Raw genomic sequence first — 25,418 nt, forward strand, 5'->3', positions numbered from 1 at the left:
CTGCAACCTACCTACTGATCATGACTGTTTTGAGACACTGGAATTCCCTTCGCGATATTCAAGAACTGCAGAACCGCGTCTTCAACGCCTTGGGCACTGGCTCTGGCGGACAGTGCGAATCCCGCGCCGTCGCCGAGTGGGTGCCGGTCGTCGACATCCTCGAGGATGAGAAGGAATACCTCATCAAAGCCGAGCTGCCCGGGGTGACCCGCGAGAACGTCCAGGTGACGGTCGAGAAGGGCCGCCTTGCGATCAAGGGCGAGCGCCCTTTCGAAAAGGAAGAGGACGGCAGGAAATACCATCGCGTCGAACGCTCGTCCGGGACTTTCCTGCGCAGTTTCAACCTGCCGGAGAATGCCGATGCCGAGAAGGTCGAGGCGGAGTTCAAGGACGGCGTCTTGTTCGTCCACCTGCCGAAGCAAGAGAAGGCCAAGCCGCGCGAGATCGAGGTGAAGGTGAACTGACCTTCGCAACTTAGGATTCGGTGGATTCTTTCAGGGGCGGGTAGCAGGGCTTTTCATGGGGCCCTGCTGCCTGCCCCGCTTCGTTTTGCGGAATGGCGCAACCATGGGTGGGGCCGGCAGGTTTCACCTTGATCCCCGCCCGATCCGGGCAAGGGTCAGCCTTTGAGCCATGGCAACGATTTCCCGTCTTCACATCAATGGTCGCGACGTCCCGCTGCAAGCGGATGGCGAGCGGCAGTTGCTCGCCATCCTGCGGGATGAACTCGGCCTGACCGGTTGCAAGGCCGGTTGCGGCGAGGGCCAGTGCGGCGCCTGCACGGTGCTGGTCGATGGAAAGCCGGTCCGCTCCTGCATCACTGACGTCGGGAGTGTGGCGGAGCGCAAGATCCGCACCATCGAGGGACTCGCGGAGAAAGAGGATGCGCTGCATCCCGTCCAGCAGGCCTTCCTCGATGCCGATGCCCTCCAGTGCGGGTATTGCACCTGCGGGATGATCCTGTCGGCGGTCGCTCTGTTAGAGAAGCATCCGAAGCCGACCGAGGCACAGTTCCTTGAAGCGATGGATGGCAACATTTGCCGCTGTGGGGTTTACAACCGCATCCGCGATGCCGTGAAGCGAGCCTCTGAAACCCTGGCTACCCGATGAACGACACCGACACCGCAATGCTCGCTTTCAACCGCCGCCGGTTCTTCCAGATCCTCGGCGGCGGGATCCTCGCCGTTTATCTCAGCGATCCGCTGTCGGCGCAGGAAAGGCGCGGCAGACGTGGCGGGGGACCGCGACCGATGGAGGTGTCGGCCTGGATCCACATCGGGGAAGATGGCACGGTGCAGGTTTTCACCGGCAAGACGGAGGTCGGGCAGAACATCCGCACCTCGCTGGCCCAAGCAGTGGCGGAAGAACTGGAAGTGCCGGTTTCCTCGATCCGGATGATCATGGCCGACACCGATCTGGTGCCGTTCGACGCCGGCACCTTCGGCAGTCGCAGCACGCCGGACATGGCGCTGCATTTGAGGAAGGCAGCCGCCGCAGCGCGGGAAGCGCTGATCGATTTGGCGGTCAAGCAGTGGGGCATGACCGACCGGCATGTGGTGGCGAGGGACGGGAAGGTGCTTCATCAACCGTTGGGAAAGCCGCCCTTGTTTCCGCCAGTGAGCTATTCCGAGCTGATGAAGGGCCAGAAGCTGTTAGCCACGGTCACGGACAACGTGAAGCTCAGGCCCGCCAGTGACTGGAAAGTCGCTGGCACCTCTGTTCCGAAGGTCGATGGCCGGGACTTTGTCACCGGCAAGCACGACTACACCAGCGACCTGAGCGTTCCCGGCATGGGATACGGCAAGGTCCTGCGGCCACCGCGTTACGGGGCGAAATTGAAGACCCTCGACGATTCCGCGGCGAAGGCGATGGAAGGCGTGACCGTGGTGCGGGATGGCGACTTCGTGGGGGTGGTGGCTCCATCTTCCTGGGCGGCGGAGAAGGCCCTTGCGGCTCTCAAGGCGGAGTGGGACGGCGGCGAAGGTCCTTCTAACAAGGAGCTGTTTTCCATCCTCAAGAACGACATCGACCGCGGCGATGCGGGCCGTGCAGTGGATGAGGCATTAAAGTCCGCCGCGCATCGCGTCGAGCAGACCTACACCGTCCAGTTCATCGCTCACGCCCCGCTCGAACCTCGCGCGGGCGTGGCGGAGTGGAAGGACGGGAAAGTCACCGCATGGACCGGGACGCAGCGGCCCTTCGGCGTGAAGGACGAATTGATGCAGGCCTTCTCCCTGCCGGGTGACAAGGCGCGGGTGATCGTGCCCGACACCGGCTCTGGCTACGGTGGCAAGCACAGCGGCGAGGCTGCGGTTGAGGCGGCACGGCTCGCCAAGGTCGCGGGCAAGCCGGTGAAGCTCGTGTGGACGCGTGAGGAGGAATTCATCTGGGCGTATTTCCGCCCGGCTGGCGTGATCGAGGTGAAGGCTGGCATCGATGGCGAGGGCGAGCTGCTTGCCTGGGACTTTCACAATCACAACTCCGGCGGTGCGGCGATCGAGACGCCCTATGACGTGCCCGCGAAAAATGTCCGCAGCCACGGCAGCAAGTCGCCCTTGCGGCAAGGGTCCTACCGCGGGCTCGCGGCGGCGGCGAATGGCTTCGCCCGCGAATCCGTGATGGATGAACTCGCCGCGGCGGCCGGCATCGATCCGCTGGAATTCCGTCTCAAGAATCTCAGGAACGAGCGGTTGCGCGCGGTTTTGGAAGCGGCTGCCGCGAGCTTCGGCTGGAAGGATCGCAAGGGGCATTGTGGGATCGCCTGCGGCATCGACAAGGGCGGCTACATCGCCAATTGCGTGGAGGTGGAAGTGAAGGGCAAGGAGGTGAAGGTCGTCCGCATCGTCGCCGCCTTCGAGTGCGGCGCGGTGGTCAACCCGGTGCATCTCAAGAACCAGATCGAGGGCAGCATCGTCATGGGGCTGGGCGGCGCGTTGTTCGAGGCGATCCAGTTTGGCGGCGGGAAGATCCTGAACCCCGCGTTTTCCACCTATCGCGTGCCTCGTTTCTCCGACGTCCCGCCGATCGAGATCGTGCTGGTGAATCGGAAGGATTTGCCCTCGGCCGGGGCAGGGGAGTGCCCGATCATGGCCATCGCCCCGGCAATCGGCAGTGCGGTCTTTGCCGCAACTGGCAAACGGCCGCGGGCGATGCCGATGCTGCCGGAAATGTAGCGTCGGTCTGCGACCGTCGGAAACTGGCGGCAACAAGCCGCATCGTGAGACTTTCGAATCGTATCTCCCGAATTGCACCCACAGGGATGCGGCCCGTGCCGTTTAAGTGCGACGGTCATAGACACGCCGCTACAAACGAGAGGCCGGAACTCCGTCGCAAGCCCGGGCTTGCCCGATTCCGCCGATCCGCTTCAATCCCGCCCAGCCAAGAAATTCTCCAAGTATTATGGGACGCGCCTTCGAATGCCGACGCCGAGCCAAGGAAGCCCGCTGGGACACCATGTCCCGCGTTTTCCCCAAGCTCGCCAAATCCATCACTATGGCTGCGAAGAACGGCGGCCCGGACCCGGCAGCCAATGCTCCGCTGCGCCTCGCCATCGCCAATGCGAAGGGCCAGAACCTGCCGAAGGACAAGATCGACGCCGCCATCAAGCGCGCCGCCGGCAAGGACGCCGCGGACATCGTGGAAGTTGCCTACGAGGGCAAGGGCCCTCACGGCTCGCTCTTCTACATCGAGTGCGCCACCGACAACACCAACCGCTCGGTGGTCAACATGAAGACCATCTTCAACAAGAACGGCGGACAGATCGTGAACAGCGGCCAGCTCGACTTCATGTTCACCCGCAAGGCCGTGGTGGAGTTCGAAGTGACGCCGGAGATGAACCTCGAAGAGATCGAAATGGAACTCATCGATGGCGGCTTGGAAGAGCTTGCATTGGAAGACGGCATCGCCCGCGCCATTGGCGAATACGCCAGTTTCGCCGATCTCACGGCTGCGGTGGAAAAGCTCGGCATCACCACCAAGAAGGCCAGCTTGGAGCGCATCCCGACCCAGCCGATCGAGCTCACCGAGGAGCAGATGGCCGAGGTGGAAGTGATCCTTGAGAAGATCGAAGACGATGACGACGTGCAGGTCGTCTTCACCAATCTCGCCTGACCGATTTGCCGCGATGCGCGTCCTGCTGGCCTGCGACAAATTCAAGGGATCGCTGGGCGCAGCGGAAGCTTGTGAAGCGATCCGCGCTGGCTTGCCGGAGGACTGGACCATCGACATCTGCCCCATCGCCGATGGCGGGGAAGGCTTCGTCGATGTCATGCTCGCGGGCAGCGGTGGGGAGCGGGTTTTCGCTCCGTGTGCCGATGCGCTGGGACGCCACGTTGAAGCGAGCTACGGCATTTATCGTAGCAATGGCGAGGTCGTGGCCGTGCTGGAGATGTCAGCCGCGAGTGGCCTCTGGAGAATTCCGGCAAAGGAGCGAAATCCCCGGCTCTCCAGCACCTTTGGCACCGGCCAACTGATGCGCCATGCCATCGAAGTGTCGGGCTCATCCCGCCTGCTTGTTGGCATCGGCGGCAGTGCCACCAATGACGGCGGGGCCGGCATGGCGGCGGCGCTTGGGGTTCGTTTTCTCGATGAACGGGGCAGGGTGCTTGAGCCCGTGCCTGCGGATCTGGCCCGCCTCGGTGCCATCGATATTTCGGAGATAGTCTCCCTGCCGAAAGTCGTCGTCGCTTGTGATGTGGACAATCCGCTTGCCGGTCCCCGTGGCGCGTCGGCGGTCTTTGGTCCCCAAAAGGGCGCCTCATCTGAAGACGTGGCCTTCCTCGATGCCGTGCTTTCGCAACTGGCCGCAATTTCCCGCGGAGAAGTCGAAGCAGCGACTCCCGGGGCAGGTGCCGCGGGAGGACTTGGCTTCGGTCTCATGCGCTTTGCGGGAGCCGAACTCGTCCCCGGCTTCGATCTGGTGGCGGAGGCGCTTGGAATGGCTGAGCGTTTGAAGGCGGCCGATCTCGTGGTTACCGGTGAGGGTTCGCTCGATGCCCAGACGCTCGGTGGCAAAGGGCCCGCCGGGGTCGCCGCCATGGCCAAGGCAGCGGGGATCCCCGTGGTCGCCGTCGCGGGGCGGATCGAGGATGTAGCGCGCCCGTTGTTTGATGCCTGCCTCTCGCTGGAAAGCTTCGGCTTGCCGGTTGCGGAGTCGATTTCGCGCGCGCCGGAGCTGGTGACCCGCCTCGTCGCGGATCATGCAAGCTTGCTCCGCGGGTTGGCCGCCCGCTAGGACAGGCGGCGACATGAGCGACGTCGTTCTACTTTTCTCCGGACAGGGCGCCCAAAAGGTGGGCATGGGCAAGGACTTCCACGAGGCATCGGAGACGGCGCGAGCGTTGTTCCGCCAGGCCGATGAGGCATTGGGCTTCGGTCTTTCGCAGATCATGTTTGAGGGCCCGGATGACGAACTCACCCGCACATCCCGCTGCCAGCCGGCGCTTTACCTCCACGGGTTGGTCGCGCTGGCGCTGCTGAAGGAGCGCGTGGGCGGCCTGAATCCGGTGGCTGCGGCCGGTCTTTCGCTAGGTGAATTCACCGCGCACTCGGCTGCGGGCACGTTCTCATTCGAAGATGGCCTAAGGATCGTCGCGCGCCGTGGCCTCTTCATGGAGGAAGCCTGCGAAGCGACGCAGGGCTCGATGGCCGCTCTGATCGGCGGCGAGGAAGGCGCCGTCAAGGCATTGGCCGCGGAATGCGACGTGGATGTCGCGAACTTCAATGCCCCCGGCCAGATCGTGCTCTCGGGCACCGTCGCCGGCATCGATGCCGCGGTGGAAAAGGCCCGCGACCACGGCATCCGCCGCGCCATCAAATTGAACGTCGCCGGTGCCTACCACAGCCGCCTGATGCAGCCGGCGCAGGACAAGCTGGCCGCCGAGCTGGCGGGCGTCGCGATCCAGTCACCGGTGCTTCCCGTCGTCTGCAATTTCGGTGCTTCGGTGGTGTCTAAACCGGCGGAAATCCGCAGCATGCTGGAGAAGCAGGTGACGGGCTCCGTGCGCTGGACGGAATCGATCCGGTTGCTGGTGGAAAAGGGCCACCGCACCTTCATCGAGCTCGGTCCCGGAAAGGTTTTAGCGGGCCTGGTGGCGAAGATTGAGAAGGATGCGACGGTGCATTCCGTCGAGGATCTGGCGTCCTTGGAAGCGGTCGTCGAGGCCCTCTCCCAAAGGTAAGAAAAAGTCAAATTAGGTATTGCGCGGGGCCGGGCACGTACCTAGCTTCCGCGCACGCCGCACGGGGCACCAAGCAACCGGCGGCGCGCAAGAGAAACTACCAGTGGAGCGGTAGTTCAGTTGGTTAGAATGCCGCCCTGTCACGGCGGAGGTCGCGGGTTCGAGTCCCGTCCGCTCCGCCACTCTTTACGAGTGGCCAAAGGTTAAAAGCCCCGTAGTCGCAATGACTTACGGGGCTTTCTTTTGCCCGGTGCCCGCAGTGTTCTACCGTGTTCTACGGATTGAGCAGCGCGAACCACTCTTCCGCTTCCTCCCGGGACTTGGCGTCGTTGTAGCTTTTGCGGGCTTCGGCCTCGCTGTTCCCGGCTTCCATGGAGGTTTGCGCGAGCCCGACCAGCGCCGCGCGGAAGCTGATGAAGCTGTTCCGCAGGCCATTGGGCTTCCATCCACCGACGAGCTCGCCGAGCCGCGTCGTGAGCGCGTCCTCGTGCTTCAGCTTCTTGTTGGGCGGACGCGTGGGCGTGAGCCGGCCGGAGGGTAGGGGAGAGAGCCAGGCCGCCGCGTTGTCGTGGAGCTTGATCACGCGCCGTTCGTCCATCTTGGCGGTCTCAGCCCGGACGATGATCAGCCCGCGGTCGAGGTTGATGTCCTCGCCGGCCAGCGGGCTTTTCTCGGAGCCGTAGGGAGGGAACAATTCCGAGTAGCGGAGCCCGTGGAAGCCGGAGAGGACCAGCCACGATCGATACTCAGGCGGGCAGGCATCGAGTAGCTTCCGCATTTCGCCGACGGTGTACGTCGGCGGCACCTTCCGCACCACCTTGGGACGCTCGAGCTTCTCGGCCGCGGTGGTCTTGTCGGGGAGGTAGTCGCGCTTGCGGGCCCAGCGGAAAAGGGTCACCGCCGCGCCACGGAGATTCCGCCGGCGCTTTGCCGACAGGTGCGCCGACTTCGCGAGCCATTCCTCGAGATCCTTCACGGTCACGGCGCCGATCCCCTTCGCCTCGTGGAAGTGCGCCTTGAGGCTCCCCAGGTCGCCGCGCAGTGATCGGATATTGCGCTCCGATGCCCCGCGGTTCGCCTCCTTGATGGCGAGGAACTCGGCGACCACGGCATGCAGCGTCACGTCTGGATGCTGGCGAGTCTTCCACTCCATGAATTCCTCCAGCAGCCGCAGCGTCGGATCCGCCTTGAGGATGCGGGCAAGCCGCGCCTTCACCACCGGTGCGAGAACGTCGACGACTTCCCCGCCGTGAAGTTGCTTGGCGATCTTCTCCTTGAGCTTCTCCGGCGTGGATGCGGTGAGCTGCCGGCGCTTCGAGGTGTCGGGATCCGTGAAATCCCAACGCCAGTAATCGCGGCCGGTGGGATGCTGCCACGGGTAGATTTCAACCGTGATTCGGCCGACCTTGAGGCTCTGGCGAACTGGCATGCTGGCCGAGATTAGAATTCGCCCTTCTGATAGAAATCGCGAAGGAAACCCAGCGTTTCGGCTCCGATCTTCGCATAGTGCGGGTCCTGGTGATCTTCCCAGCGCATCACCACTCGGGTGATCTCCTCGCCGATCACCTTGAGTGCTTCCGTGCTGACGGACGGCAGGAAAGCCTTTTTGGCATCGCCGCCTTTCAGTAGAACAAGAGCCTCCAAGACGCTGGAAAACGCAGCATCCTCCTCGGCCATCTGCGTGAGTTGCAGGGCGGTGCTGGAAACTTCCCCTCCTACAAAGCGGAGTTTTACCAAGCGAATTTCCAAGATCTCGCCGATCTTAATCGCTTGAGCGTCAGGGATCGTTGGATAGATGCCCCTTAGTAGCTTTGAAATGTAAGAGCGATCGACGCCGAGTTTTTCGGCGAGCGCGGTTTGGCTCATATTGCCCCGATCCTTCATCCCTCGGATGATCTTTTCGATTACTTGAGCTGTGACCTGCATATTTTTTGGGGTCGAAAACCTTGATGGACCGGGGATTGACGAACAATTGGGACTTTTATTCAACAAATTCCCTTGAGGACTTTTAGTCCCTATGGTGACTTGGCGTCACCGACATGAAGAAGCTGCTCATTCACGACGAAGTCCACCGCGAGGTGAAAGCCGAAGCCGCTCGCCAAGGGCGGAGTGTCCCCGACACCGGCAGCGAACTCTTGGCGACCGCTCTCGATCTGCTCCGCGAGGGGAAGATCGAGTTTCCACCGCAACCGGCCCCGGAGCCCGCCGCTGCGACCACCGAAGGCTGATCCCCACCGCCTCCTTCCTTGATCACCCTCGACCAACTCGAACCAGAGGAGCGGCAGCAGCTCCTTCGCATGGCCGCCCGCGAGCTCGCTGCCCAGCAGTTCGCCGAGATGGACCTGATGTATCCCGAGATGGTCGCAGCACTCACCAAGTGCGACGTGCGGACCTTGGAGGGCAGGGGACTCGAGCGGATCGAGCTGACCCCGAAGAACGTCCGCTATCGGCGGTGCGATGTGGAGAAGCTGATTGACGAATCTGCAACCAAACGCCGCCGCCGATGAACTTGAACCTCGGCGACCGCGTCCACAGCTACCACTCCGCGCACTACAACAAGCGCGGCGCGATCATCGCGATCGAGTTCGGCGGCGTGATCAAGGTCCGCCTGGATGACGGCAACGAGTTCACCTGCAACCGCGGCGACCTAGAAACGATTTTGCCCCCGGCCGCTGGAACGACCGAGGGCATGAGCACCGGCCCCGAAGGGCCTCAACACGACAAACCAATGCCACCAAAATCATCCGCCGACAAGGCGCAACCCACCGGCGAAACGATCCCCGAAGTGATCATCGCCCCCGAAAACGAGGTGCTAATCCTTCGCACTTGCACCCGCAACGAGGCCGGCCAGCTTGTCGGCTACGGCGGATTTCCATGGCCCGAGTCCGGCCCGGTGCATGCGCCGGAAAGCTGGAATCCCGCATGGGGTGAAAAGCCTTACGACTTCATCGGCGGCTTCGATCCTCGCATCTCATGTGGCGCCGGTCTTCACGGGCTCGAGGAAGGCAACTTCGACGGCGACTGGAATCTTCTCAATTGGGATATCGATGCCCAGGCAATGCTGGTCGTGACCGACAAGACCACTCTCGCCCGTGTCGGTTGCAAGGTGAAGTTCCAGAGCGGGATTGTCCGCAAGCTGGTCTCGCTGGCCGAGGGACTGTGTGCGCTGTTCTGCCAGCCGAAGCACATCAACGCCGAGGTCGCCCGGATCGCTGAAGAAGCCAAGAAGGACAATGATCCTGCGCACCCTGTTGAGGGCAACGCCTCGCGTCTCGCAGCGTCCGGCTACGCCTCGCAGCTCGCAGCGTCCGGCTACGCCTCGCAGCTCGCAGCGTCCGGCTACGCCTCGCGTCTCGCAGCGTCCGGCAACGCCTCGCAGCTCGCAGCGTCCGGCAACGCCTCGCAGCTCGCAGCGTCCGGCAACGACTCGCAGCTCGCAGCGTCCGGCTACGCCTCGCGTCTCGCAGCGTCCGGCAACGACTCAATCGCCGTATCCGCCGGCCTCCTCTCACGAGCGAAGGCCGGGACCAACGGTGCGATCGCCCTTGCCTGGCACGATGGAACCCGGATCCGGGTCGCTGTCGGCTACGTCGGTGAAAACGGCATCGAGGCCGACACCTGGTATCAGGTCAGCGAAGCCGGAGAACTCGTGAAGGTCGACTGATGAAAGCCATCATCGTGCTCGGCCTGATCGTCGCAGCGTGGTGCGCCGTTGCGGTCGTGATCTTCGCGACCTGCGAAGCGCCCAAGTCGGCGATCGGAGCGGCCTGTGCCTCGGTCGTGATCACGTTCGCAAGCCTCCGTCTGTCGCGCCGCCTCCGTGAGCGCGAGGAAGACCGAATGTTCTACACCCATCCCCGGGTTTGAGCCCGGGCATTTCCAACAAACGAATCCTATGAAACTGAGCGAAAAGAAAACCGGCGAATTCACGCCGCACCCCGAAACCGAATCCCCCGTTAAGGCCGTGATCGTCGACGTGACCCCGTTGAAGAAGCGGGACACCGAGTATGGCGTGAAGGAGGAATTCCGCCTCGTCTTTGAGACCGAGGAGAAGATGGAGAACGGCGACAACTTCACGGTTCGCAGCCGCCTCTATTCGCCCTCCCTCAATGAGAAGGCGAACTTCCGGAAGGACATCAAGAAGCTGCTCGGCCGCGACCTGACGGCGCAGGAGCTGCAGGAGTTCGATACCGAGAGCCTGATCGGCATGGGCGCGAAGCTCATGATCGACCACACGCACAAGGACAACGAGACCTACGCGAACATCGTCCTGATCAAGCCCGACGAGTCCCCGATGAAGCCAGGCGGCAAGTACGTCCGTCTCAAGGACCGCGAGCAGAAGAGCGATAGCGGCGGCGGGTCGGGCGGCAGCGGCGGCAAGGATGCCACCTACAAGAAAGCGCCCGATGCGGCCGAAGCCCGCGAGCCGTGGCAGAAGTGCAAGGTTCACGTCGGCAAGCACAAGGGCGTCGATCTCGGTGACCTCGACCAAGACGCCGTGCTCGCGCTGCTAGAGAAGTGGCTTCCGAAGTGCGGAGCCGAGGGCCAGCCGAAACCGACGGCCGACGACAAGCGGCTGAAGGCGGCGCTCGAGGAAGTGAAGGCGTTGCTCGAAGGCACGACGGCCGCCGAGCCCGAGGCGGAACCCGAAGCGGATTATTAACCCTGGAATTACGGCGGGAGGTCCGATCCCTCCCGCCATTTCCACCACCATCATTCTATCATGATCTCCAATTTTGAAGACGCCGGCACGCTCGGCCCATCGCCGCAGCCGTCCGCACCGCGTGAACCTGGCATCGTCGTGTTCGACATTGAGACGGGCCCGCGACCAGTCGCCGAGCTCGAAGCGCTGATGCCCGAGTTCGAAGCGCCCGCCAACTACAAGGACCCGGCGAAGATCGCGGAGGCGATCGAGCAGAAGCGCGCGGCGTGGATCGAGAAAGCGGCGCTGTCACCGCTCACCGGCCGGGTGCTGGCGATCGGCGCGCTGATCGATGGCGAATACCTGCATGCCATTCAAGGCGACGGCTTCGACAGCGAGGCTGAAATCATCGGCTGGTTTTGGACGATGATCGGCAACCGCACGATCCTGATCGGTCACAACTCCAACCGCTTCGATCTGCCGTTCCTGTTCCGCCGCTCGTGGTCGCTTGGCATCCTGCCTCCGCCGCGGTCCAACGGCCGGAGCTTCGCCGGGTCCATCGACCTGATGGAGGCATGGCAGCTCGGCGACCGCACCGAGTTCATCTCGCTCGACACCGTGGCGAAGTTCCTCGGCGTCGGCGCGAAGACGGGCAGCGGCGGACAGTTCGCCGACCTGCTGAAGTTCGATGTCGAGGCGGCTCTTCGCTACCTCGAGAACGACGTGATGCTGACCGCTCGCGTCGCCGAGCGCATGGGCTTCGATGCTGGTTGCCCCGACGTGGCGACCGCATCGAAGGAAGCCGTTCCTCAACCCGCATCCGTCGGCGACCCCGACGACTACTAAGATGAAACTGAAGCGTGTTCTCCGATGGATGCTCAGCAATGCCGCGCTGGGCCTACTGGTCTGGTTGGCTGTTAACAACGTCACCGGAGCGGGTAGATTGCTCTCCTTTGTTACTTGGTTCTTCGCGGTCCTGATCTTCCTGATCGCCGCTAATAACGAGGCGAAGGAAAAGCTCCGACTGCGGGGGCGATCCCTGCCTGCTTGGTTGTCCCATGGCGTCGGCTACACCATGGTCTTCGTTCTGGTGTGGCATGGGTGGGGGTTCACCGCCTTTGCTCTCGTCATCTGCGAACTGTCCGAAGCTGCGATCTACGACGGCGGCGAGAACGGAAAGGAGACTGCCTAAGATGCCGACCATTGCCGAGATTCTCGCGGCGAAGTCCGGCAAGGCTGCCGCTCCTGTCCAACCGGGGGCGGCGGCACCGGCCGCAAAAAAGCCGCTAGCGGGCGGGCTGAAGATCGGCCCCGACAAGCCGGAGATCACGCCCTTCGACCAACCGTCGGAGATCCTCCCGCGGTCGCTCTCCTCGACATCCGGCGAGGACGTGCCGCGAGCACCGCTCAACGCGACGCCGGAGGAACTCGTGTGGCATTCGGCGCTGCAAGGCCTGAACACGGAGCTTTGCGTGATCCCGGATCCGGACCCGCGCAGCGAGCGGGCATGGGTGGCGATTCGCCGACCGAAGGAGCCGGAACGGCCGCTGTATCTCTTCGCCCTACCGATCTTCCCGCCGCCGACGACGCCGACGGAACCGTTCTAACCGAGCCCGATGACGGTTACCTTCCTCCCCTGGCTCCCCCGCATATTCGGCTCGCGCGCCGCAAGCCGCTTTCGGCGGACATCCCGCGGCCGGGCAGCATAGCGGCGACGCTTGCCGCCGAAGCAAAAGCGCAGCGCGACAAGCTGCTCGCCCCGCCGCCGGGGTCTTGCATGACCTGCCACTCACGGTGGCGACGACAATTTAACGAAGGCCAGTGCGTGTGCACCGGCCATGTCCAACTCGGCCGCGCTGGAATCCCGCGAGCCCCTGGCACCTGACGAATCATTCTCATGAGCACCATCACTGAATCCATTGCCGACCCCGCCGCCGATCTGACGACGATCCTCTCGCTCGAAGGCGCGGGCTACACACTCTCCGTCTCAGCCGAGACCGACGCCCGCAAGGTCGCCCTGATCCATGCCGCCGCTGGCATTACCCAGGTCGGCAGCGTTGACGAATCCGCCGCCGCTCACGTTCACATCCGCCATCTTGCGGCCTTCCGGAACTCGGTCGAAAAATCGCGGACGGAAGCGAAAGCGCCGATCATCGAGCTCGGCCGCAAGATCGATGCCGCGGCGAAGGCCTACATCGATGTCGTCACTGCCGAAGAGAACCGGCTCAAGCTGTGCGTCGGTGCATTCGCCACCAAGCAGGCTGAGGAGAAGCGGAAGGCCGAGGCGGAAGAGCGCCGGAAATTTGAAGAAGCACGTCTTGCCCGGGAGGCCGCCGAGCGTGCCGCGCGCGAAGCCGAGGACGCGAAGCGGAAGGCCGCCGAGGCGACGAACATCCAAGCGGCCATTGCTGCGAAGCAGGAAGCCCGTGAGGCCGAGGCTGCGGCTGCCCGCGCCGAGGAAGAACGGCAGGCCGCGCAGCGTGAGCGCATGGCGCAATCGGCGGTGGTGGCGACGACGCGTGTCGCGGGCGGCGTGAAGTTCGAACCGGACTTTGAGGTTGTCGATATCGCCCGCCTTGCCGCCGAAGCGCCGATGCTGGTGACCATCGAGCCGAAACGCCGCGAGTTGCTGGCATTCCTCAAAGGGCTGCACGCCGATGGTGCCGACCTTGAGGCGATCGGTCTCGGTCTCGGCCTGCGCGTCACCCTCAAACCCGTCGTTTCCACCCGCTGATTTCCCAGCGCCGCCGGTGCCGGTCTTTCCATGGCTGGTTGTGACCGGCACGGCGGCAACCCTTTTCCTAACAATCCAGATGAACACGAAGACACCACCACTACTGAAGAAGTCGCTGATCTGCGCGCTCACCGATGACGAGCGCCGCCGATACGGCATCGATCTCGCCACCACCCTCGAAGACATGGAGGCGGTCGAGGCCGAGAAAAAGAAGAACGCGGATCACTTCAAGGACCGCATCGCAGGCCTGCAGGCCGCGGCCGACACGCTGCGCCTTAAGGTCTCGAGCGGCCAGGAATGGCGCGAGGTCGAGTGCACGGTCGTCTTCGGCCAGCCGACGCCCGACCGGAAGCAGACGATCCGGAACGACACCGGCGAAGTCGTCGCCACCGAGTGGATGAGCGAGTTCGACAAGCAGGGGATGCTTCCGCTCGATGAGACCGCCGACGATGGCGTGATCGATGTCGAGGCCGAGCCGGTCAATGAGGATATCGCCAAGCCGGATCCGGACGCCGAGCCCGTTGCGGTCGTCGTCGACGAAGCTCCGCGCCTCGGCCCGATTGCCGAGGCTGAAGCCGCCGGCCGCAAAGCGTTTGCAGATGGCAAGCCGATCGATAAGCCGCCCTACACGAAGAAGCGTGTGAAGGAGCTGCACGCGTGGGCTCAAGGCTGGATTGCCGCCCAAGATGAAGCCGATGACAAAAGCGAACAGCCTGCCGATGCCGAGCCGATGCCCGACAACGATCCCGAGGCACCCGCTCCGGAAAGCGAAGACTACTGAACCCACACCCGGGCGGCGGTGCCGACTGGTGCCGCCGCCTACTTCCCCCGCATGAAGACTATCACAATTTTCTCTTTCGATTCCGATGACGAAGACCGCTTCGACGAGGAAGGCGAATGGATCGAGTCCATCGAAATCGAGCACCTTCGCGCGTTGTTGCCCATCGTTCGCCGGAAGGGCTCAGGCCCGGAGATTTGCGCCGTCGAGACCGCGCTCAATGATGACGAACTGAGCGCCGAGCAATTGGACTATATCCGCCGGCTCGAAACCGAGTTTGCCCGGGAGATCGCCGAATTCATGGCGAAGCGGCGCCCGCTGCGGGAAGTGCTGGCCGACGGGACGGAGGTGACGTTGTGAACGGAACCGAAATCACCCGCGCATGGGAGCATGCCAACAACGGCACCGGCGCGATCGCCGAGGCGGTGCGCGCGGTTCGCGATGAACCGGACCACGAGGCCCGCGGCAATGCGCTCGTGCTGCTTGAGGAAGCACGGAAGTCGCTGAACGCGTCCGTCAGCCTCATCGAATTTCAAATTGCCGACCTGTCGAATTCTCTCCGCGTCCGATGAAATACCGAATCGCAGACTTATTTTGTGGCGCTGGTGGTACCAGTTCCGGAGCGGTGGAAGCCGCCGCAGCCTTGGGCCGTCTCCCGGAAGTGACCGCCGTAAACCACTGGCAAGTGGCGATCGACACGCACACCGCGAATCACCCGACCGCGCGGCACCTGTGCACGGGGATCGACTCCGTAAACCCGCTCGACCACTTCGAGCGCGGCGGGCTCGATTTGCTTTGGGCATCGCCGGAATGCACCCATCACAGCATCGCCCGCGGCGGGAAGCCCATCAACGATCAAAGCCGCTCGACTGCCTGGCATGTGCTGAATTGGGTGGAGAAGCTGCTGCCGCCGATCGTGCTGGTGGAGAACGTGCCCGAGTTCGCGACGTGGGGACCGGTGGGCCACAACGGCCGGCCGCTCAAGCGCCGCAAGGGAGAGATCTTCCAACAGTGGATCGCCACCCTCCGAAGCTTCGGTTACAAGGTCGACTACCGGCTTCTGTGTGCCGCCGACTATGGCGACCCGACTACCCGCACCCGGCTATTCGTGCAGGCCGTGCGCGGGCGCCGCCGCATCGTGTGGCCGGATGCCACCCACTCGCGCGAGGGCGACCTCCTCGCCACGCGGCGCTGGGCACCGGCCCGGGACATCATCGACTGGTCCTTACCAGCGGGATCGATCTTTGAGCGGAAGAAACCGCTCTCGCCCAAGACTCTGGCGCGGATCGAGGCAGGACTGCGCAAGTTCGGCCTGAAAGGGTTCATCGTTCCGCAGTTCGGCGAGCGGCCGGGGCAGGAGCCTCGCACTCATGACATCGACCGGCCCGCGCCCGCAGTAACCAGCCACGGGGCCGGAGCGTTGGTTCAGCCGTTCATCGTTCCCCAGTGCTCTAACCCGACGCCGAAGAGTGTGGATGAGCCGCTAGGCACGTTACTCGCCGAAGGGAGCGGGCCGAAGCTGGTGATGCCCTACATCGTCGCGTGGGATCAAACCAGCGGCGGCCCGGGGGCAGGCATCACGCCGATCGATGATCCGCTCTCGACGGTGGTGACCAAGGCCCGGCATGGAGTGGCGGAGCCGTTCCTCGTAAAGCTCCGCGGCACGAACGATGCCGCTGACATCGACAAGCCAGCGCCCACGGTCACCGCGGGAGGAACGCACCTCGGTCTTGCACAGCCGTTCCTGGTGAACATGAAGGGCCAGAGTGATGCGGCGGACATAGATCAACCTGCTCCCACCGTCACCGCTCATGCCCCACACCTCTACATGGCGGAGCCTTTCCTTGTGAAGACCGCCAACGGCGGGGGCGAGGATTCGCGGGTGAAGTCACTCGAAGAGCCGATGCCAACCGTCTGCGGGAATCGTGGCGACGTGGCATTGATCGAGCCTCACTTGCTCCCGCAGCAGAGCGACGGCCGCTTGCGTCCGGTGAGTGAGCCCGCGCCCACAGTGGCGACGGCGGGAGCGATCGCCTTGGTTCAGCCGTTTCTCGTCAGCTTCTACGGCAATGGACAGGCGCACGACATCGCGGAGCCAGCCCCCACCGTCACATGCAAGGACCGCTTCGGCTTGGTCCGGCCGGTGGTGGAGATCGATGGCAACCGCTACCTGCTCGACATCCGCTTCCGGATGCTCCAACCGCACGAGCTCGCCTTGGCTCAAGGCTTCCCCGCGGGCTACATCTTCACCGGGAACAAGACTGACCAGGTGAAGCAGATCGGGAACGCCGTGCCGCGGCGCTTGGCCCGCGCGCTGGTGGGTGCAGCGCTTTCCCAATGCGAGGACGTGACCGCACTGGTCGCGGCCGAAGAGCGAAAGGGGGCAGCATGATCACCCAACGCCTCATCCACGACATCCGCGCTGTCGGCGAACCGAAGGGCCAGCCGCGCCCTCGCGCCTTCATCAAGAAGGGCAAGGGAGGCACACAGCGTGCGTCGGTCTACGAAGCGGGCACCGCCGAAAATTGGAAGTCGTGCGTCGCGAATGCCTGCGAGTCGCTCGAAGGCGCGGGGCTCGCGGTGCCGCTGATGGTGTCGCTCACGTTCTACTTCCCGCGGCCGAAGTTCCATTTCGGCACGAAGGGCAACGTCCTCACGCGGTGGGTCGCCTCGCTCTTCGCCAAGAAGCCGGACGTCGACAACGCGGCGAAGGCAGTGCTCGACACTCTCACCGGCATCGGGGTGTGGGTCGATGATGCGATCGTGACCGACCAGATCACCCGCAAGCGCTTCGCAGCCCCAGGCACCGCGCCCGGCTGCCGGATCCAGATTTACGAACTCACTGAAACAATCCCATGACTGTAACCGAAATGGAACAGGCGCTTGATGCCGCCGAAAATGAACTTCGCCGCGCCGACACGTGCGCAGACCGGATGGCGCGGATGCTCAAGGGTAGGCTCCGCAAGGTCTCCAGCGGCTACACGCTGAAAGCCCTGAAGGCTGAACTCGCCAACTACAACGCCCACACCGGGCGATGGAAGGAGGATAAGTGAACGCCACCGTCCACACCTGCGAATGCTGCGGCGAGCCGATCAAGGGGATGCCCTACGTCGACAAGGCGGTCGGGCTGGTCGATGCGCAGTGCGCCCACGAACTCCGCGACGCGACGAAGAAGCTGAACAAGGCCGGGATGCGCGACGTGTTCCTTGGCGAATGCCCCGACCACCAAAACGAAGCACCATGATCACTCTCGACAAAGACCAGCTCGCCGCGATGGCGCGCATCAACGAAGGCAAAAACGTGTTCCTGACCGGCGCGGCCGGCACCGGCAAGTCATCGGTGACAGTGGAGATGATCCGCCGCCGCCTCGGCGAGCGCTCGCTGAAGGTGTGCGCGACGACCGGCGTCGCGGCACTGAATCTGCGCGACAAGCTCGCCGCGCTCTTCGGCCAGGACGTCGAGACATCGACCATTTACCGCTGGTCGGGGATCGGCATCGGTCCGCGGCCTGAGCAGTCATTCGGCGACTACTACGAGTGGATGAGCAAGCGCGGCTATGCGTGGGCCGGGACATGCTCGCGGATCCGCGGCACGAAGATGCTCGTCATTGACGAAATCTCGATGCTGCCCGGCCGGACGCTCGATTTCATCGACTACGTGTGCCGCTGCGTCCGCGGCAACGACCTGCCATTCGGTGGTATCCAGGTGGTGGCCGTCGGCGACTTCCTCCAGCTCCCGCCGGTCTCGAAGACGGGCACTTACGATTGGGCGTTCCAATCGGCGGCGTGGGAGCTTGCCGACTTCTGCGCGGCATCGCTGCGGACGGTCCACCGGCAAGCGGACGGCGAATTCGTCGGCCTGCTGAACATGTTCCGCGAAGGGCACGTGACCCGCGACGGCGCCGCGCTGCTGAAGTCACGGGTCGCGATGTTCCCCGACAAGGATCTGCTGCGGCTGCTGACGCACAATGCGCAGGTCGACAAGTGGAACGGCTATCAGCTCAACTGCATCGAAAAGCCGGAGATCGTGCTGACGGCCGACGGCGACGGGCCGACCGACGAAGTCGCCTGGCTGCAAAAGAACCTGGTCACGCCGACGGTCCTGCGGATCAAGGATGGTGCCCGGGTGATGATCACGGCGAATTTGCCAGACGCGAACGTCGGGCCCGGCGGCGGGCTGGCCGCGGCCAATGGCGACATGGGGACGGTGCTCGGCTACGACGGGAAGATGGTGAGCGTGAAGCTCGACAGCGGCAAGGTGCTCTACGTGCAGCCGCACAAGTGGGAATTCGATCCGACGTCGGAGCATGAGACCGGCTACTTCCAGCAATTCCCGCTGCGCCTGGCTTGGGCGGCTACCATCCACAAATCGCAGGGACTGACGCTCGATCGGGCATTGGTCGATATCCGCGCCGCGCGCGAGCCGGGGCAAGCCTACGTGGCGCTCTCGCGCGTGCGCGGGCTGCCCGGGTTGTTCATGAAGGACATGTTCAAGGGCGTTTGGGTTTCCGACGAGGCCCGCGAATTTCACCGGAAGATCGAGGCGGGATGGGGCGACAACGTCGCGACCATCAAGACGGCGGAACCGGCGTTTACTCTGACAAGCGAGGAGGACTACTGATGAACCATGGCTTGATTCCCTACGTCGGCGGAAAGCATCGGCTGGCCCATCGGCTTGTTGAAATGTGCGCGGTACCTCCCGCCGACACTTTCGTCGATGTCTTCGGCGGTTCGGCCGCGGTGACGCTTGCTGCAGGCGATCGCTTCGGGAAGCTCATCTACAACGACGTCGACGGCGACCTCGTGAATCTCTTCCGGGTGATTTCGGATCCCGGCACGCGGCAACTGCTCTTCCGTCTCCTGCGATGGCTCCCGCCCTCGCGTCGGGTGTTCGAGGACGATTATCGGCAGTACGTCGCGGGTGGTTTCAGTTTTCACGCCGTCGCGGATCCCATCGAGCGGGCTCGGCGGACGTTCTACCGGCATTGCTTCGTTTTCGGCGGCAAGGTGCGCAGCGGAGGCTTCGCAATCAGCACCGGCGATCGCGACCGGATCAAAGAAGTTCCGCGGTACCGCAACGCGCTCCGGAAGCTGGCACGCATCGGCGGCTTGTTTCGCCGGGTCGTGATCGAGAACCTCCACTATTCGGAGCTGATCAGGATCCACGGTCGCCGCAATGACGCCGTGCTCTTCATCGATCCACCGTACCACGGCAGCGAAGACTACTACTCGCGGACCTTCGGCGCCGGCGACCATGCCTTTCTGGCAAACCAGCTTGCCACGGTGCCGGCGCGAGTCGTCTGCACCTACTACGACACGCCCGGGATCCGCTCGCTCTATCCGCCGCCGCTCTGGCGATGGGAAAGCATCGCGGCGACCAAGAACAGCGCCTTCACCAAAGGCAATAAGGTGCTCACGTCCGAACACGTCATCATCAAAGAAGCATTTCAAAAAACCTCTCCACCACCCGTTTCCCATGACTATCACTGATCTTCTCGCTGGCAAATCCACCGCCACCGCCACCAAGCCAGCCGTCGCCACCGCGCCGCGGTGGTCACCGCTCACCACCTCAGAGCCATGATCCGCAAAAAGTTCCTCTCCCCTGTCGATCGAGACACTAGCCTGGACACACCCCAAAAATGCTGGGAGTGCGAAGAACGACTTACGTTCCCGTATTCTGAATGGCACGGGCGCGGGGAGTTGGTCCGCCTGTGTCGCCAATGCACTGGCCTTACCGCCCTAAGAATGCTTCGCGACTCGTTCGAGATGGAAACCGGTGAACAAAACTCGCGCGATCGCCGCGGCGGGGTCGCCGACGCTATCGAGGCGTTGCGATGGAAACTCGATGAACTGCTGAAAGCCTGACCCCTCCCCATGTCCATCCCAATCAAGGAACTGCTTGCCGGGCGGAAGGCGCCGCCCAAGTCGTTCAATCCATCGATCGATTACTACAACTCCGCAAAGGCTAAAAGCCCGCGAGGAGTGACCACCTTGCGGGATTTTTTTGAGGCGGTTCGTTCTGACGAATATGCAGAGTCCGTCTCGAAAATCCGGGAATGCATCGCACACGGTGTCGACCCGGGGGAATTGAAAAAGGCTCTTCCGGCCGTTTCTATCAGTGGCACGGTCACCACCGGAGGCCGCAGCGGCGCGGCGACGGAAGGGCGATTCCAGCATTCCGGATTGCTGCAGATCGACCTCGACGGAAAGGATAACCCGAATTGGTCGCTTGGCGCCATGCGTGAAGCGCTGATGGCTGACCCGCACGTGGTGTCGGTGCTGACATCAGCCTCCGGCACCGGAGTGAAGGGATTCGCCAGGATTTCCCCGGATGTTGATCTCCACCTGGGTTCGTTCCTTGCCGCCGAAAGGCATTTCACAGCCGTCGGACTCGTGATCGACAAGGCGTGCAAGGACCCCGTCCGGCTGTGCTTCGTCTCACATGATCCCGACGCGTGGTTTCGTGATGATGAAGCCCGGATACTAGAACCGCTCACAGAAGCGGACGTTGAGAATGGGGATGGACTCATTCTTCATGAGACTGGTCCGCGCCCCCCCACTCTCCACGATCTGGAATCAATGCTCTCCTGCATCCCCAAGGGCATGCACTATGACGAGTGGAACAAGATCCTCTCGGCGGCATTTGCCCAGTTTGGCGAGTCCGCAATTCCCTATCTGGAAGCGTGGGACATGCGCAAGCCAGGGGAAATGCCCTACAAGCTGAAGACCCGAATGAAGGATTTCGGTTTCGGCACCTTGGTCATGAGGGCAAAGGAGAACGGGTGGGCACCGACGGTCGAATCTTCGATCGCCCCAAGGTCGCCGAAGACACCCGCCGCACCCAGCAAACCGGAGGCGAAGAGCTCCGACAAGAGTCTGATTCCTCCCCATGTCTTCCCGATACCGGCCAACGAAATCGGCCACGATCTGGCAGCTCGGCACATCTTCTCCGTAATCGGACCGACAAACCGCTTGTTCATGCGCGGCGTGACAGCGCACGAGGTTGCTCAGGAGCCCGCCGGTGATTTCACTCTTCTGCCGGTCAATCCGGAGCGTTTCGTCTCGATGCTTGAGACCTTCGGCAAGCGGGTCATGCGTCGCGAAGTGAGAGAAGACGGCATCGTGCGCTGGCGCAGCACTGTCTTTCCCGCGGCGAGCGCAAAAGTAGCGCTCCTCACGGATGCGGCGCGCGAAGTCCTGCCGACCATCCGCCAGCTTGTGAACGCGCCCGTTATCATTCCCAAAGGTGAGAGCGGCGTGGAGGTGATTGGGAAGGGATACCATCCACATGCCGGAGGGACCTTCATCACGTCGGGGCACGTGCCAGACGAAGTGCCGCTGGAAGAAGCAAAGCGGTTACTGATGATGACGCTAGAGGATTTCGATTTCCCCGCCGGTGGCGACGCATCCCGGGCGGTGGCCTCAATGATCTCGCCGGCCATGAAGATCGGCGGGTGGATTGAGGATGACTTTCCACTCGATATCGCCGAAGCGGACCAGAGCCAGTCGGGGAAAACCTACCGGCAGAAGATGATCTGCGCGATTTATCGGGAGAGCCCCAGCGCGATCACCCAGGCAGCCGGCGGGGTCGGCAGCCTTGACGAGCGTGTATCTACCGCCCTGATCACTGGTCGACCGTTCATCAGCTTCGACAACTTCCGCGGGCGCATGGACTCGCAGATTCTTGAAACAGCCATTCGCGGGCTGGGCAAAGTTTCCGCCCGGGCGCTCCGGGTAGCGGCAGACATCGACTGCACGCCCTTCCTGTGGCAACTTAGCACCAATGGCGCGGAGCTTACCCGCGACCTCGCAAATCGCTCGATCATCACGCGGATCCGGAAGCGCGACGATTCGCATTCGTTCAAGGTCTACCCAGAAGGCGACATCCTCGCTCACATTAGGCACAACCAGCCGCTCTTTCTCGGCGCCGTGCAAGCTGTCATCCGCGAATGGGTGACCCGTGGGCGACTGATGACGACAGAATGTCGCCATGACTTCCGCGTGTGGTGCAGGTGCATGGACTGGATTGTCCAGAACATCTTCGATCTTCCGCCGCTTCTTGATGGTCACCGGGAAGAGCAAATGCGCACCGCAAATCCGAAGCTTCAGTGGGTGCGGGAGATCATCAACGCGATTGTCGCCGATGGCTATGGCGGCGAGCATCTCAGTGCGTCTGATCTATGGGATGCCGCCGAAGAGCATGACATCCCGCTACCAGGTCGGCAGGCGAGCAACGAAGCGGGGGAAGTCCGGGTCGGAAAACTTCTAGCTCGGCTTTTCAAAGAGTCGAATGGCGATGCGATCACGGTCGACGGGAGGATATTGGAGCGCGAGACGGTCACGGAGTATGAGCCGATCACACGTAATCGACGGGAACGCCGGATGTATCGAATCTCTGATGTCTGATCTCCGCACCCCGTGCACCCCGTGCACGCTGTTCCCCCTTAATTCCTATAAGGCTACCCAACTTTCATGCATAATTGAAAGTTGGGTAGCTCCATAGGGTAAATACCCCCTACGGGGTGCACGGGGTGCACGGGGTTTCCATTGAAGATTCGGCGGTCGGGAGATCAGGCATTCGGAGGATGGTGAGTCGAGGCCGAAAACCAACGAAACCGACGTCGGCGGCCGATCATTAAGCCCTCCTGACCATTCGGAGGGCGCGGGTCCTTCCGGCGACCTGCCTGTTGGGGTCGTCTGTCCCGCGCCATTTTCCTAGCGTCAGGTCATTTGACTTTCTGCCACACCTTGCGATGGCAGGAGCGAACCCGAAGAAGACCAAGGCGGCAGCACCGAAGGAGCCGAAAGCGGAGGCGGATCCGGCGTTCACGGTGGCCGCTTTCTCGAAGGCGACGGGGTGCGACCGGCACACAATCGCGGCTCGGCTGGCGTCGCTCGGTGCGGAGCCGGTCGGGAAGTCCCGCACGCAATCCGCCGGCAAGTTCTCACTCCGTGACCTGGTGAAAGCCGCGAGCCTGTCGACCGATGCCGACGAGATGCGGTTGCGGAAGACGACGGCGGAAACGGAAAAGCTCGAGCTGGCGAACGCCCGGGCCCGCGGCGAGTGGGCCGAGATCGCCGCGGTAAAGAAACTCGGCGAGCGGGTGACGGTGGCGATCCGGAGCCGCATCCTGAGTATGCCTCTCACCGATGAGGAAAAGGACCGCTGCCTCCTGGAACTCCGATCGCTTGGTGAAATGGATTGGAGCCGCGAAGCATGAACGTCGCCATCCACGACATCGCGCGGCACTGGTTTTCGGTATTCGATCCGCCGGCCCGGATGACGGTCAGCCAGTGCGCGTTGACCTACCGTTTCCTCTCGCCGGAATCCTGCTCGAACCCCGGGAAATACACTCTCGATTTCACTCCCTACGCCGAGGAGTGGATGGACTCGGTGAACGATCCGGCCGCGACGGGCACTATTCTCATGGTTGCCTCGCAGCTTGGGAAAACCGAGGTCGTCAACAACGTCGTCCTTTACTTCATCATCATCGAGCCGGCGCCCATCCTTGTCGTGCAACCGACGGAAGCGCTCGGCGAGTCCTGGTCGAAGGAGCGGTTTGCGCCGATGATCCGCGACACGCCCGAGCTGCAGGGGAAGGTTGCCGACGCGAGGTCTCGCGACTCGGGAAACACCATCCTCCACAAGACATTCCCCGGCGGGAATCTCGCGGTCGCCGGTGCCAATGCTCCCTCTGGACTGGCCAGCCGCCCGCGCCGCGTGGTGCTGTGCGATGAGGAAGACCGCTATCCGATCTCCGCCGGCACCGAAGGCGACCCGGTGTCGCTCGCCATCCGGCGGACGGAAACCTTCTGGAATGCGGTCGTGTTCGAAACCTCGACGCCGACGGTCAAGGGGCTGTCGCGGATTGAGAAGCGATACGAGGAATCCGACCAGCGCCGGTGGTGGTGCCCATGCCCGAGGTGCGGGCATTCGCAAACGTTGAAGTGGGCGCAGGTGCGGTACGAGGCCGAGGACGGTTCGGACGCCTGGTATCAGTGCGAGCACCCGGCCTGCGAAGCTCACCTGACCGACGAGGAGCGACGGAAGATGGTGCGCGCCGGCCGGTGGGTCGCGACCTTTCCTCATCGGACGCTCCGCGGCTACCACCTGAACGGGATCGCGAACCTGTTCCGGCACAAGAAGGGCTACAAGTCGCGGCTTCACCAGATGGTCGCCGACCACCTGTCCGCGAAGAAGAAGGGCAAGGCGGCATTGCGCACGTGGGTGAACACGTTCCTTGCCGAGACGTGGGAAGATGAAGGCGAGAAGCCAGCTTGGGAGCCACTGCTCGCACGGCGGGAGAACTGGGGCGAGTTCCCCGCGGGCGGACTGGTCATCACGGCCGGCGTGGACATCCAAGGCGACCGGGTCGAGGTGGAGATCGTCGCATGGGGCGAAGGGGAAGAGTCGTGGTCGCTTCAACACCGCTTCATCATCGGCAGCTTTCACTCGCCAGGCGTTCAGGAGTCGCTCGACGACATTCTCGGGCAGAAGTGGCGGCACCCGCTTTCGGGCGTGGAGCTCGAAGTGACCGCGACGTTGATCGACTCGGGCAACAAGCCGAAGTCGGTCTATGCCTACACCAAGCGCCGGGCCTCGCGGCGGATCTTCGCGGTGAAGGGCAAAGGCGGTCCAGGCCTGCCGGTCGTTTCGAGGCCCACAAAGCAAGGCGTCGAGCGGGCGCTTCTGTTCACCGTCGGCACCGACACGGTCAAGGACACGATCTATTCGCGGCTGACCTTGGCCGATCTCGGCCCGGGCTACATGCACTTTCCATCGGAGCGGCCGGAAGACTGGTTCCGTCAGCTCGTTTCCGAAACGAAGGTCACCCGCTACAAGGACGGTGTGCCATACTCAAAATTCGAGAACCCGAGCAACTCGCGGAACGAAGCGCTCGACATGCGGGTCTATGCGATCGGCGCGCTCGGGTTGCTCAATGTGAACTGGGCGCGGCTCAAGGCTGCGATCATTCCGCCGGTGGTGGAGAAGCCCGACGACAAGAAGCCAGCACCGGCGGAAAAGCCGAAGCGCGCGCCGCGGCGATCAAGCGGCTTCGTGAATCAATGGTGACCCGTTGACAGT

At 63.2% G+C, this 25,418-nt stretch carries 29 protein-coding genes and 1 tRNA gene; 28 read left to right on the forward strand and 2 right to left on the reverse strand.

What is annotated here, in order from left to right:
• The first annotated feature begins 20 nt into the window (after positions 1-20).
• From OKA05_RS01865 to OKA05_RS01895, 7 genes are all read left to right on the forward strand, one after another.
• Complete coding sequence (locus OKA05_RS01865; RefSeq protein WP_264485388.1) at positions 21-464, forward strand: Hsp20/alpha crystallin family protein; 444 nt, start codon at positions 21-23, stop codon at positions 462-464.
• 169 nt (positions 465-633) lie between these two features.
• Positions 634-1,110 (forward strand): (2Fe-2S)-binding protein, encoded by a 477-nt coding sequence (locus OKA05_RS01870; protein WP_264485389.1) that lies wholly within the window; start codon positions 634-636, stop codon positions 1,108-1,110.
• The gene (locus OKA05_RS01875; RefSeq protein ID WP_264485390.1) at positions 1,107-3,173 is read left to right on the forward strand and encodes a xanthine dehydrogenase family protein molybdopterin-binding subunit; all 2,067 of its coding nucleotides are present in this window, start codon (positions 1,107-1,109) and stop codon (positions 3,171-3,173) included. The genes OKA05_RS01870 and OKA05_RS01875 overlap by 4 nt, the downstream gene beginning before the upstream one ends.
• A gap of 226 nt (positions 3,174-3,399) precedes the next feature.
• Positions 3,400-4,110 carry a YebC/PmpR family DNA-binding transcriptional regulator gene (locus OKA05_RS01880; RefSeq protein ID WP_264485391.1) on the forward strand — a complete coding sequence of 237 codons (711 nt, stop codon included), beginning with the start codon at positions 3,400-3,402 and terminating at the stop codon, positions 4,108-4,110.
• Positions 4,111-4,123: 13 nt separating this feature from the next.
• A complete protein-coding gene (locus OKA05_RS01885; RefSeq protein WP_264485392.1) occupies positions 4,124-5,233 on the forward strand; it encodes a glycerate kinase in 1,110 nt (369 codons plus the stop codon).
• 13 nt (positions 5,234-5,246) lie between these two features.
• Positions 5,247-6,179, forward strand: coding sequence for an ACP S-malonyltransferase (fabD, locus tag OKA05_RS01890; RefSeq protein ID WP_264485393.1), 933 nt, complete (start codon positions 5,247-5,249; stop codon positions 6,177-6,179).
• Positions 6,180-6,284: 105 nt separating this feature from the next.
• Positions 6,285-6,361: transfer RNA gene (locus tag OKA05_RS01895), tRNA-Asp, on the forward strand.
• Between the two features lie 92 nt (positions 6,362-6,453).
• Here OKA05_RS01895 and OKA05_RS01900 read toward each other — a convergent pair.
• Together OKA05_RS01900 and OKA05_RS01905 are read right to left on the reverse strand one after the other, a co-directional pair.
• Positions 6,454-7,608, reverse strand: coding sequence for a tyrosine-type recombinase/integrase (locus OKA05_RS01900; RefSeq protein WP_264485394.1), 1,155 nt, complete (start codon positions 7,606-7,608; stop codon positions 6,454-6,456).
• 11 nt (positions 7,609-7,619) lie between these two features.
• Entirely contained in the window at positions 7,620-8,168 is a 549-nt protein-coding gene (locus OKA05_RS01905) for a helix-turn-helix domain-containing protein (protein ID WP_264485395.1), read from the reverse strand.
• Positions 8,169-8,218: 50 nt separating this feature from the next.
• Here OKA05_RS01905 and OKA05_RS01910 point away from each other — a divergent pair, with 50 nt between their 5' ends.
• From OKA05_RS01910 to OKA05_RS02010, 21 genes are all read left to right on the forward strand, one after another.
• A complete protein-coding gene (locus OKA05_RS01910) occupies positions 8,219-8,407 on the forward strand; it encodes a hypothetical protein (protein WP_264485396.1) in 189 nt (62 codons plus the stop codon).
• An 18-nt stretch (positions 8,408-8,425) separates the two neighbouring features.
• Positions 8,426-8,686 carry a hypothetical protein gene (locus OKA05_RS01915; RefSeq protein WP_264485397.1) on the forward strand — a complete coding sequence of 87 codons (261 nt, stop codon included), beginning with the start codon at positions 8,426-8,428 and terminating at the stop codon, positions 8,684-8,686.
• Positions 8,683-9,843 (forward strand): YdhT family protein, encoded by a 1,161-nt coding sequence (locus tag OKA05_RS01920; protein ID WP_264485398.1) that lies wholly within the window; start codon positions 8,683-8,685, stop codon positions 9,841-9,843. The genes OKA05_RS01915 and OKA05_RS01920 overlap by 4 nt, the downstream gene beginning before the upstream one ends.
• On the forward strand, positions 9,843-10,046 hold the full coding sequence (locus tag OKA05_RS01925) for a hypothetical protein (protein ID WP_264485399.1): 204 nt from the start codon (positions 9,843-9,845) through the stop codon (positions 10,044-10,046). The genes OKA05_RS01920 and OKA05_RS01925 overlap by 1 nt, the downstream gene beginning before the upstream one ends.
• A 28-nt stretch (positions 10,047-10,074) precedes the next feature.
• Complete coding sequence (locus OKA05_RS01930; RefSeq protein WP_264485400.1) at positions 10,075-10,842, forward strand: phage replication initiation protein, NGO0469 family; 768 nt, start codon at positions 10,075-10,077, stop codon at positions 10,840-10,842.
• A gap of 60 nt (positions 10,843-10,902) precedes the next feature.
• Positions 10,903-11,667 (forward strand): 3'-5' exonuclease, encoded by a 765-nt coding sequence (locus OKA05_RS01935; protein WP_264485401.1) that lies wholly within the window; start codon positions 10,903-10,905, stop codon positions 11,665-11,667.
• A gap of 1 nt (position 11,668) precedes the next feature.
• Positions 11,669-12,013, forward strand: a complete 345-nt coding sequence (locus OKA05_RS01940) for a hypothetical protein (RefSeq protein ID WP_264485402.1) — start codon at positions 11,669-11,671, stop codon at positions 12,011-12,013.
• 1 nt (position 12,014) lies between these two features.
• Entirely contained in the window at positions 12,015-12,428 is a 414-nt protein-coding gene (locus OKA05_RS01945) for a hypothetical protein (protein WP_264485403.1), read from the forward strand.
• A gap of 290 nt (positions 12,429-12,718) precedes the next feature.
• On the forward strand, positions 12,719-13,555 hold the full coding sequence (locus tag OKA05_RS01950) for a hypothetical protein (RefSeq protein WP_264485404.1): 837 nt from the start codon (positions 12,719-12,721) through the stop codon (positions 13,553-13,555).
• A gap of 79 nt (positions 13,556-13,634) precedes the next feature.
• Entirely contained in the window at positions 13,635-14,336 is a 702-nt protein-coding gene (locus OKA05_RS01955) for a hypothetical protein (protein ID WP_264485405.1), read from the forward strand.
• 51 nt (positions 14,337-14,387) lie between these two features.
• Positions 14,388-14,693: a hypothetical protein gene (locus tag OKA05_RS01960; RefSeq protein ID WP_264485406.1), complete on the forward strand. Its 306-nt coding sequence runs from the start codon at positions 14,388-14,390 to the stop codon at positions 14,691-14,693.
• Positions 14,690-14,905 carry a hypothetical protein gene (locus OKA05_RS01965; RefSeq protein WP_264485407.1) on the forward strand — a complete coding sequence of 72 codons (216 nt, stop codon included), beginning with the start codon at positions 14,690-14,692 and terminating at the stop codon, positions 14,903-14,905. Before OKA05_RS01960 ends, OKA05_RS01965 begins: the two co-directional genes overlap by 4 nt.
• Positions 14,902-16,725: a DNA cytosine methyltransferase gene (locus tag OKA05_RS01970; protein ID WP_264485408.1), complete on the forward strand. Its 1,824-nt coding sequence runs from the start codon at positions 14,902-14,904 to the stop codon at positions 16,723-16,725. The genes OKA05_RS01965 and OKA05_RS01970 overlap by 4 nt, the downstream gene beginning before the upstream one ends.
• Positions 16,722-17,192: a RusA family crossover junction endodeoxyribonuclease gene (locus tag OKA05_RS01975; RefSeq protein WP_264485409.1), complete on the forward strand. Its 471-nt coding sequence runs from the start codon at positions 16,722-16,724 to the stop codon at positions 17,190-17,192. Before OKA05_RS01970 ends, OKA05_RS01975 begins: the two co-directional genes overlap by 4 nt.
• Positions 17,189-17,386, forward strand: coding sequence for a hypothetical protein (locus tag OKA05_RS01980; RefSeq protein WP_264485410.1), 198 nt, complete (start codon positions 17,189-17,191; stop codon positions 17,384-17,386). The genes OKA05_RS01975 and OKA05_RS01980 overlap by 4 nt, the downstream gene beginning before the upstream one ends.
• A complete protein-coding gene (locus OKA05_RS01985; protein ID WP_264485411.1) occupies positions 17,383-17,577 on the forward strand; it encodes a hypothetical protein in 195 nt (64 codons plus the stop codon). The genes OKA05_RS01980 and OKA05_RS01985 overlap by 4 nt, the downstream gene beginning before the upstream one ends.
• Positions 17,574-18,953, forward strand: a complete 1,380-nt coding sequence (locus OKA05_RS01990) for a DEAD/DEAH box helicase (protein WP_264485412.1) — start codon at positions 17,574-17,576, stop codon at positions 18,951-18,953. The genes OKA05_RS01985 and OKA05_RS01990 overlap by 4 nt, the downstream gene beginning before the upstream one ends.
• On the forward strand, positions 18,953-19,822 hold the full coding sequence (locus tag OKA05_RS01995; RefSeq protein ID WP_264485413.1) for a DNA adenine methylase: 870 nt from the start codon (positions 18,953-18,955) through the stop codon (positions 19,820-19,822). The genes OKA05_RS01990 and OKA05_RS01995 overlap by 1 nt, the downstream gene beginning before the upstream one ends.
• Before the next feature lie 384 nt (positions 19,823-20,206).
• Positions 20,207-22,738: a BT4734/BF3469 family protein gene (locus OKA05_RS02000; RefSeq protein ID WP_264485414.1), complete on the forward strand. Its 2,532-nt coding sequence runs from the start codon at positions 20,207-20,209 to the stop codon at positions 22,736-22,738.
• A gap of 347 nt (positions 22,739-23,085) precedes the next feature.
• Entirely contained in the window at positions 23,086-23,553 is a 468-nt protein-coding gene (locus tag OKA05_RS02005; protein WP_264485415.1) for a terminase small subunit, read from the forward strand.
• Positions 23,550-25,406, forward strand: coding sequence for a phage terminase large subunit family protein (locus tag OKA05_RS02010; RefSeq protein WP_264485416.1), 1,857 nt, complete (start codon positions 23,550-23,552; stop codon positions 25,404-25,406). The genes OKA05_RS02005 and OKA05_RS02010 overlap by 4 nt, the downstream gene beginning before the upstream one ends.
• The last annotated feature ends 12 nt before the right edge of the window (positions 25,407-25,418 follow it).

It is taken from the genome of Luteolibacter arcticus (assembly GCF_025950235.1).
Taxonomy (GTDB): Bacteria; Verrucomicrobiota; Verrucomicrobiia; order Verrucomicrobiales; family Akkermansiaceae; genus Haloferula; species Haloferula arctica.